This is a genomic window from Streptomyces sp. NPDC051020, assembly GCF_040683105.1.
Taxonomy (GTDB): Bacteria; Actinomycetota; Actinomycetes; order Streptomycetales; family Streptomycetaceae; genus Streptomyces.
Genome location: NZ_JBFBCG010000160.1, coordinates 1 through 7,768, shown reverse-complemented (window position 1 = coordinate 7,768; position 7,768 = coordinate 1). Strand labels below are relative to the sequence as shown.

At 68.7% G+C, this 7,768-nt stretch carries 7 protein-coding genes; 3 read left to right on the top strand and 4 right to left on the bottom strand.

The features are described from left to right. Nucleotides 1–221 precede the first annotated feature (221 nt). A complete protein-coding gene (locus AB0N06_RS37505) occupies nucleotides 222–1,121 on the bottom strand; it encodes a hypothetical protein (RefSeq protein WP_366139154.1) in 900 nt (299 codons plus the stop codon). A gap of 93 nt (nucleotides 1,122–1,214) precedes the next feature. Then, a complete protein-coding gene (locus AB0N06_RS37500; RefSeq protein WP_366139153.1) occupies nucleotides 1,215–1,349 on the bottom strand; it encodes a hypothetical protein in 135 nt (44 codons plus the stop codon). Between the two features lie 267 nt (nucleotides 1,350–1,616). On the opposite strand from AB0N06_RS37500, the gene AB0N06_RS37495 reads away from it, so the two are divergent. Next, nucleotides 1,617–2,306, top strand: a complete 690-nt coding sequence (locus AB0N06_RS37495) for a transposase (protein WP_366139152.1) — start codon at nucleotides 1,617–1,619, stop codon at nucleotides 2,304–2,306. Nucleotides 2,307–2,324: 18 nt separating this feature from the next. Here the strand turns inward: AB0N06_RS37495 and AB0N06_RS37490 are convergent, their stop codons facing one another. Continuing rightward, nucleotides 2,325–3,071 (bottom strand): hypothetical protein, encoded by a 747-nt coding sequence (locus tag AB0N06_RS37490; protein ID WP_366139151.1) that lies wholly within the window; start codon nucleotides 3,069–3,071, stop codon nucleotides 2,325–2,327. Nucleotides 3,072–3,415: 344 nt separating this feature from the next. Next, nucleotides 3,416–3,685 carry a hypothetical protein gene (locus tag AB0N06_RS37485; protein WP_366139150.1) on the bottom strand — a complete coding sequence of 90 codons (270 nt, stop codon included), beginning with the start codon at nucleotides 3,683–3,685 and terminating at the stop codon, nucleotides 3,416–3,418. 1,091 nt (nucleotides 3,686–4,776) lie between these two features. On the opposite strand from AB0N06_RS37485, the gene AB0N06_RS37480 reads away from it, so the two are divergent. Beyond that, nucleotides 4,777–5,541: a hypothetical protein gene (locus AB0N06_RS37480; protein WP_366139149.1), complete on the top strand. Its 765-nt coding sequence runs from the start codon at nucleotides 4,777–4,779 to the stop codon at nucleotides 5,539–5,541. Between the two features lie 573 nt (nucleotides 5,542–6,114). Further along, nucleotides 6,115–7,617, top strand: a complete 1,503-nt coding sequence (locus AB0N06_RS37475) for a hypothetical protein (protein WP_366139148.1) — start codon at nucleotides 6,115–6,117, stop codon at nucleotides 7,615–7,617. The last annotated feature ends 151 nt before the right edge of the window (nucleotides 7,618–7,768 follow it).

Here is a 7,768-nt window from a genome sequence, read left to right as displayed (position 1 = left end):
TCAAACTTGAGCCTAGACACCTCAAGGATCACAGGAAGCGGCGTGTTTCACGTATCAGCCCAGGTCACAGCACCCACACATGCGGCAGGAGAGCCCCTTTTATCTAGGGGTGGGGGAGTGTGAGGGATGTTTGCTCGGCGGTCCTGCGCGAGGAGCCGTACGGCCCGTTCGGCGGGCTGCCGGAGATGGTGCGCGTGGGCCGGGGCAAGGACTTGCGCTGCTCAACTCCAGCTCGGCGAGGGTCCGTGCGGTGGCTTGTAGGGGACCGGTTGGCCGGTGTGCGCGTCGATCAGAACGCGGTCGCCTACGGGTCGTGCCAGCTTCACAGTCACTTGTTGGAACCTTGCCTGCTTGGTGCAGAGGCCGCCGTCGCCCTTCCGGTGTTTGACGGAGCCCGAGAGCACCACGCTGCCCCGCGTTTCCAGTACAGCCACCACGGGGCCGTCGTCGCAGGCACCGTGGAGGGCAACCACGGTCACCGAACGCCCTCCTGCGGCAATCTGGACCAGGTGATCGAGCGGATAGCCCGGGACATCGTGGGCCGGCCCGATCGGCGGCCGGGGGAGTGGCGACGGGATGACAGCAGCCTGCTTGAGAGGGGAGGCATAGCCGTCCAGGGTGAACAGCCAGGCTGGGACCACCGCCGGTCCCCGGCTGGTGACCACACTCATCTCACCCAGCTTCGCCCCGGTCACAGTGAGGTGCGGTGTTCCGCCGGTGCGGCCCCCAGCCAGGGTCTGGTATGACTCAACCGCCCCCGTCAGCGGCCGTGTGAGCGATCCGCCTTCGATCCAGGTCACCCGGCCGTCCTTCGGCCCGGTGTCGGGTATCCCGCCCCGCAGGACGAAGTTGTGGTCTTGGTAGGCCTGCTTGTCGGCATGGCTTCGCAGGCCGCCGCGCGGAAGCTGGACCACCTCACCCATGGGGTGGTAGCCAGCTCGCCACGCGGCGGCGGCTGATTCGTCCCAGGCTCCGGCGACCTTGCGGGCACGGTGCGCCAGCACCGCCGTGTCGTCGCCGGCATCCTTCTGGCCGTCGCAACCGGTGACGGCCCCCAAGCCGGTGGCGGACAAAGCCGCCGCAGCGAGCAGGCTCAGTGAGCGCGACGCCCGGATGCGCATGTGGACCTCCGAAAGGACGGTGACGTGGCAGCTGCCCTGTGCCTGTGACGCGGCCGGGTCAGGGCGGGTTCCGCTGGTTGCGGCGGCCCGTTGTCAGTAGACCTTGAGACCGGTCTGGTTCAGCACTGTCTGCACCTTCGTGAAGTAGTTCAGGTAGTTGCCAGTGGAGGAAGACTTTTCTTCTTCCTCCGTGTCCGGCCTGGCTGCTGTCCGTACGTCTACGCCCACCGCATCCCGATGGCGGACAGCTGCTCTACCCGTTGCGGTGTCAGTGTCGCGGCCCGGCTGTGGCGCGGATCCGGGACGCCCCGGCGGGACCGGCCTCCTTCAGCCAGCGCCCGGCTCCCGGGCCGATGCCCACGAACGCGACCTCCGCCTCCGAGCGCGGTCGCAGCCTGGGCTGATGGACCGAGCGGCCGTCGGGGTAGTGCGCATCGATGATCTGCGGGACGACGGCTGGTGGGGGTGGTTGGTGGCGGCGTTACAGTCCGCCCTATGACGACGCTTCGACTCCGTCCCACCGTGTTCTGCATCCCGGCCGTACGACTGCTCCACGGCAAGGGGGTGGACTCGGCGGTCGGCGCCGGGCAGGCCGAGGACTGGATCGCCCTTGACCGCGGTGTTTGGTCGGGCACTGTCGACGCGGTTATGGGCTGGAGGCATTACGGCCGGATCCGGGTCGGCTTCCAATGGTTCGACGTCCGGGAGATCGCGGACTGGGGCCGGGCCCCGTACTGGCAGGAGCCCGGCCCCGGCTCCGGCCCTGGCGCTCCTTCCTGGAGCCTGCCGCCCACCGAGTCCGAGGTTGCTTTGTGTCTCGGTCATGCGGACGCCCGCGTCCGTGCGGCGGCGCTCGAGCGCGCGGAGTCCGCAGCTCTGCCCGCGTCCGTGCTCCCGCTCGTCCTGGTTTGGGACAATCTCAACACGCACGTCAGCCGCACCATGCGCCAGCTGATCGACGCCCGGATATGGCTGACCGTCTACCAGCTGCCTCCGTACACACCCGAGTTCAACCCGGCCGAGGGTGTCTGGTCACAGCTGAAACGGTCCCTGGCCAACTTCACCAAACACAGCCTCGACCAGCTCACCGCGCTGGTGAAGACCCGGCTCAAACGGATGCAGTACCGACCCGGCCTCATTGACGGCCTCATCGCCAAGACCGGCCTCGACCTCCAACCGCTGTAACCTTACCCATTGAAAATTTTAGAACGGCAGTACCAGCAGCCTGATCAGCCACAAAAGCGTCGGGAGGCAGAAGATGACACCCCACACACCGGTCGCCAGGAATGCGGCCAGGGCGATCCCCAGCCAGGCGATGCGGGTTGGCGCGAGCACGCGCGAGGGGTCCTGCGGGTCGTATCGAATCTCGTCCCGGCGGCCTCGCACTTGCCCGTGCGCCGTGACCTTCCGGCCCTCGAGCGTGCGGAAGTGGACGATGTAGGCGCTGGTGGCCTCGCTGTACGGGTCGGACTCGAACCGCGCCCGCACCGTGATGCCTCGCCGCCATATCACCCACCGCGTGTCCAGCTCGGCCATGCCCGCCCAAAGGCGCAGCAAGGCGATGCCTGGCGGCAGCATCAGCCACGCGATGGGTCCGAGAAAGCGGGGCTCCACCGGCAGCCACACGGCCAGGGGGAACCCCAAGAGGACGTACCACAGGGCACGCCGCCACCAGAGGCTGCCGTTCCGCACCCGATCACGCAGACGCGCCAGGGCCTGCAGGGGCCACACGCGCACCGACTGCCGCCGGATCGACTGCCCGTTTCCCGCAGCCCCCGCGTCGCTCATGATCGCTTCAATCTCGGCGCCGAGCGCGGCAACCGCCGCCGTATTGCGATGGCGGATCGTCAAGGCCGCGTCGGCCTGCGCCTCCTCGAAGAGGCCCACGGCCAGCGACTGCCCCGCGACCTCGACCTGACGGATCTGCGACCCCGGCACGGTGACGGTCATGCGCCCACGCCTCCAGTGCAGCGCACCGCGCTCCACCCACACCCGGGTGCGCCCGGTGGCCAGGAAAACCCCTGCCAGCACAGTGTTCGGCTCCCCCACGGCGCTCATCCTAGACGTGTCAGGAGGCAGATGCGCCCTGACGGCCAGGGGAATGGCTTCGCATCGCCGTAACCCCAGCCATTAAAGATCTCTAGCGTCGTATGAGCCGCCTGTCGATGCATGAGTCCCTGGCGTCGACAGGACCTCAGCTTGACTCTGACGCGTAAATAACCACAGGTGGGTGGTGTTTCGGGCACGACGGTGCGCCCAGCGGGCCGTTCCTGCCGGGTTTCGTTCCGGTTGGTTCATCCGGTGGCCTCCATGGGGTCGAGGGTGACCCGGTAGCCGAGTTCGTTGAGGCGGGTCACGGCCCGGCGTGCGGCGCGTTCGGGGTCGCGTCGGGTGAAGTAGTCGCCGCCGAGCTCGTGGTAGGGCACGTTGTCGGTGAGCATGTGCCAGATCGCGGTGATGATCGAGTGCTCGACGGCGATGAGTGCCTTCATTGGTCCGCGGCGGGCGGTCAGTCGCTTGTAACGCGCCTGGAGGTAGGAGCCCTTGGTGATGTCCCGTCTCACTGAACTTTGATCGGGTCCGCAGCCGGTCAGGGGACCTGGGTTCCGAAGCGAATCCGTAGCGAAGGATGTGCACCATGTACGAGACCTTCCGCTACCGCTACCACCACGCCGGCGTGGGCCTGGCCGCCAACCTGTGCGCCGACGCGTACGAGACGGACGGGCCCCCGCCACCAGACCCAGCCTGAGTTGCCGCCGACGAGCGTTCCCACAGTGTTCGACGTAAGCGGCGATGCTGTGGCCGGGCCAGACCCCGTTCCACGATGGCATCCATGATCAGTTGCGATCTCTCGGTTTGGGGGCAGTGGTGTGAGAGACAGCGAGCTCTTGGTGTGTTGATGCTGGTCGGGGCTTGTTTCGGGGGTGTGGGGTCACTGTCATGGACGTGAGAGATCGGTGTGGGGTTCGCTGTCCTGGGGGTTTATCGCATCAGGGATGACGCTGTCTCAGTTTCGTGGGTTCTGATCTCTGGCCGGCCGGGAGTTGGTGTGATCGTGGGGTGGATCAGGAAGTACAGCCACCAGTCTCGGCGCAGTCGGGTGGAGGGTCGGGCACGGCGTTGCCTGCTGTGTCGGTTCGGGCATTGCGGGGGCCGGCGGTACGCCGGTTGCTGGCTCTGCGTCGGGAGGGGGAGCTCTCCACCCGGCATGTGAGGGTGATGGCCGAGGCGTTGGGTGTGCGGGAGCGTGCGGTGTGGCGGTGGCTGGCTGCCGCGGAGCAGGACGAGGCCGCGGCTGCGGCGCCGGGGGAGCGGACCCGGTACTGCGGAAGGTTCACGGTTACTTCGGAGGTCCGGGCTCTGTTGGCGCTCGTTGAAAACGGTCACCCCCTGCTGGGGGTGACCCCACATCTGCTCAGTGGATCTCCCCACCCATACGGCACCTGACCTGTGGACGGGCGCCACAGGGGAGGGGGCCGCCTGGCGCGCCAGGTGCCGCCCCGGATGATCTAGAGTTCCCGCGGCGGGCAGTGACCCGTCGCGCAGACACTCGACTCAGGGGTGGGGATTGATCACTTCAATATCGGCTGCTGCTCCGGAGCGGCACAGACCCTCGGCTGCGCGGCGCGCGGCCGCCGCGGCGGTGGCCGGGGGTATGGCGCTGGTGGGCGTGGGGCTCACGGCGCCGACCGCGCACGCGGCCGAGAGCGACATCTCGTTCTCGAACGTCGTGTTCAACAACGGCAAGCCCATCGTCGTGGGCATCAGCGCCGAGGTTGAGGCCCCGTTGACGTACACGGTGAAGAGCGACGTGTCGCTGGACAGCTGGTGGGTTGAGGCGTACCGGGGCACCTACGGGACCAACGAGTACAAGCTCGCGGTCTTCACGACCCGGTGGAGCTGCGGGCAGTCCTCCGCGGGCGGCTACACGTTCCGTGACTGCGACGAGACGATCACTGTGGATCCCGACAACATGCCGGGCGGCAATGGCAACAAGCTCGTCAACAGTGACGCCACCGGCTGGAAGACCGTCGGCACTGCCATCAAGAAGGGCGGAGGTTACGACACCGACCTGCTCTCCGCGACGGTCCGCCTCCAGCGTGCCTCGCGCATCCAGAACATGAACGCCTCCCCAGAGCCCGTCACCAAGGGCAGGCCGATCACCGTCACCGGCACCGTGCAGCGCGCGAACTGGAGTCTGCACCGCTACGACAACTACGGCGGCCGACTGGTGAAGCTGCAGTTCAAGCCCGCCGGTTCCAGCACCTACACCACGGTCAAGTCGGTAACCGCTAGTAGTACCGGCTACCTGAAGACCACGGTGACCGCCTCCCAGGACGGCACATGGCGCTGGCGATACAGCGGCAACACCACGACCGGCGCCAGCAACTCCTCTGGTGACTATGTAGACGTGAACTAAGTCTCCGAGACCTGCGTCTCGGGCGCCGCCTGACCGCGCAGCGAAGGCCCGGCTCCGGCGGGGCCTTCCGCACGCCGGGACACGATGCCCACCCCCTGCCCGACTGGCATGCCGACCACCGGGTGCTGCCTGTCCTCGTGAACATCGAGCGCGGCTGGGATCGAGCGCCGCCCGACGTGCTGAACAAGGCACTCGCGAACATAACCGGCCGCCCGATAGTCAGCCAGATCCAGGGGCGGGACGGACCGTCCAGGGTGGCCGAAGGGCAGCGTGGTTTTGTCGGTCAGTGGCGAGAGCGTTTGTTGCCCAAGAGTGAGAACACCCGATGGGCACGGAAAACGATGTAGCCGAGTTTCAGCAACGCCTGGTTGCTTGACTTGCCCAGGACGTCGTGCGTTCCCCCGGCGGGGTGGATGCGGAGCCTGGCGGTGTGCCGCGCACGGTGAGCGTGCGCATGATGAGCAAGGCCCTCGCCACGTGGTCCAAGGCCCTGCGGCGGGAGCCTGCTGGTGAGTGCCGCCGCGGTAGGCGTCGGGCGGCCTGGTTCGGGAGGCGAGGTGGCAGGATGACGCGGTGTCCGATTCTCTCCACGCACTGTGGCTGCGCGGCATCGCTTTCAATCCGGCGGCGCCCTCCGACGTACTGATACGCCTGGTGGATCCGGCGGCCGGTGAGGCCGGCCTGCTGATGTGCGCGGGTCGCGACCTGCCCGACGCCGTCATCGACGCAGCCCTCCACCACCCGGCCCGGGAGATTCGCCGCGCGCTCGCCGGCAACCTGCACGTCGACCCCGCACGGCTCGCCCCCTTGGCAACGGACCCGTCGGGGTTCGTCCGCGCACGGCTCGCCGGCGGCCTCCAACTCCATCTCCGATGGGTCCGGCCACTGCCGGACGACATCCTCGTCACCCTCCTGACCGCCCGGGACGGGGGCGAGGACGGCATGCTCACCGCAGGCGAGATCATCGGGGAGCTCGAATCATCCCGGCAGATCCCGCTGTCCTTCCGCCATTCCCTGGCCGATCGCGAGCACCCCGGACTCCGGATACGGGCCACCTGGAACTGGGAGTCACTCACCCCGGCGGAGCGGGCGAGGCTGCTCGACGATCCGGACCCCGCGGTCCGTGAAGCGGCGCAGGAGCACAGCTGGGTGCTGGATCCGGAGCGAGTGGAGGCCAGGCTGCCGTCCTTCGAGCCGCGCGGCGAGCCGTTCGTGTTCGGCACGTGCGCCCTGTCCCCGGCGCTCGTCGAGCAGTGCTTCGCGGACGGCATGGTGGGCCCCCTGGCCCACAACCGCCAGGCCCCGGCCCACGCCGTCGCCCGGCTCGCCCGCCATCCCGAGGCCGGGATCCGCGCGCTGGTCGCCACCCGGCCCGACCTGAGGCCGGACCTGGTCGCGGAGTTGACGAAGGACCCGGACGACGGCGTACGGATGTGCGCACGCCTCCACCCCTTCTCCCGCACCTGGGCCGAGTACGACATGCTCCACAGGATCATCGGCCACGGCCCGGACTGCACGTGCCCGATCACCGAGCCCGACCCCCAGCCGTCCCCCGACTGGTTCGCCGCCTGCGCGGCGTCCGGGGAACCGGTGCTCCGCCGGGTCGCGGCGAGCTGGCCCGGCCTGCCCGCAGAACTCGTCGCGACACTCGCGCGGGACGAGGACGAGGAGGTACGGATCCGGCTGGCCTGCCACCACCCCCTGGCTCCGCCGCACCTCCTCCTGGACGTCTTCGTCACCCGCCCGGCTCACCGTCCGCACCTGCTGACCCTGCCCGCCTTCCCCCGTACCGGCACGAGCCACCTCATCAACCACCTGGATCCGCAGGTGCGCGCCCTGGCGGCGGCCGACCCCGCCCTGCCCGATCCCCCGGTGGAAGACCCCGACGAGTCGGTGCGCCGGGCGGCCGCCGCCAACCCGAGCCTGGCGCCGGACGCCCTGGAGTCGCTCCTCGCCGACCCCCGCACCGCGGAGGGCGCTGCGGCCAACCCGTCCCTCCCCGTCCCCCGCATGCACGCGCTCATCGACCGCTGCCTGAACGACGTCCCCACCCTGTCGACGGCGGCCCAACGCTGAGAGACGACGGCCGCGTAGCGATCACAGGCATGGCAACCTCCGTCGACCACCGGCTGAGCTTGAGATAAAACCTGTGGCGGTCAGGGGGCGGGGTGTTCGGTTCGCCGCTCTTCTGTTCGTTGGCTGCCTTCGAGCAGGGCGTTGCCTACGT